This window comes from Nitrosophilus sp. (genome assembly GCF_982775275.1).
Window position 1 is genome coordinate 1 of record NZ_CEXZHP010000344.1, and the last position, 1,050, is coordinate 1,050.

Consider the following 1,050-nt stretch of genomic DNA (forward strand, 5'->3'; position numbering starts at 1 on the left):
ATCCGTTTTCTTCTATTAGGTAGTCTGGTTATTATTTTCAGCACAATCTTATGGAAAATAAGGGCTTATTCACTCACGATATTGCCATCATGGTTACGTCTTATTGTTATATTTATTTTGCTCAGTGCGCTTTTTGCAGAATTTCTTGGCTATCGAAATTTATCCATTTATTTAATCATGGGAATCGTTGGAACCTTATTAAGCCTGGCTATTTCCATCATTATTAGCCGGGTTACATCTGACTTTTTTGATCAGTTGGATAAAGGTGAAAAACACTGGCAAATTCAATTTCGCCAGATTCTAAATGTTAAGAGAAATGAAACTATTCCAGGCTTGATATGGCTGCGCTTATTAGTTGTTCTTTCTATTTGGGGTAGCTTCGCTTTTGCTGTGTTACGTTCATGGGGTCTGTCACAACAGAGTGAGTTGTTGTTGATTGAAGGTATTAGCCAGGGCTTTGAAATTGGATCATTCCACGTTGTTCCAAGCCGTATTTTATTTGCCATACTTGTTTTTTCATTGATCGTTGGCCTTTCCCGTCTATTTAAGAAAAAAATAGCAGAGCCCTGGATTGGGCATACGCACCTTGATCGGGGTGCTCGTGATGCAATCTTGACTATTATCGGTTATGTGGGCTTTATTTTAGCCGTTCTCTTATCCTTATCCATTGCGGGTATCGAATTTAAAAATCTGGCTGTGATTGCAGGCGCATTGTCTGTTGGTATTGGTTTTGGCTTACAAAATATTGTTAATAATTTTGTATCAGGCTTAATTCTTTTATTCGAACGGCCAATACGCAGTGGCGACTGGATTGAAGTGGGGAATACACGAGGATTTGTAAAAAGTATTAATATTCGTTCAACAGAGATACAAACATTTGATCGGGCAGAAGTGATTGTGCCGAATTCAGAATTAATCTCTAATCAGGTAACCAACTGGATGTTACATGACAAATTTGGACGATTAATACTTAAAATTGGTGTGGCGTATGGTTCTGATGTTGAAAAAGTGCACGATATTTTGCTGGATATTATCAAAAAACATCCCGAT

General features: G+C 37.6%; 1 protein-coding gene. It reads left to right on the top strand.

The window, feature by feature from the left end; genetic code table 11:
* Window positions 1-1,050 (top strand): mechanosensitive ion channel family protein (locus AC30RD_RS09915; RefSeq protein WP_489494406.1); only part of this gene is annotated, 1,050 nt, incomplete at both ends.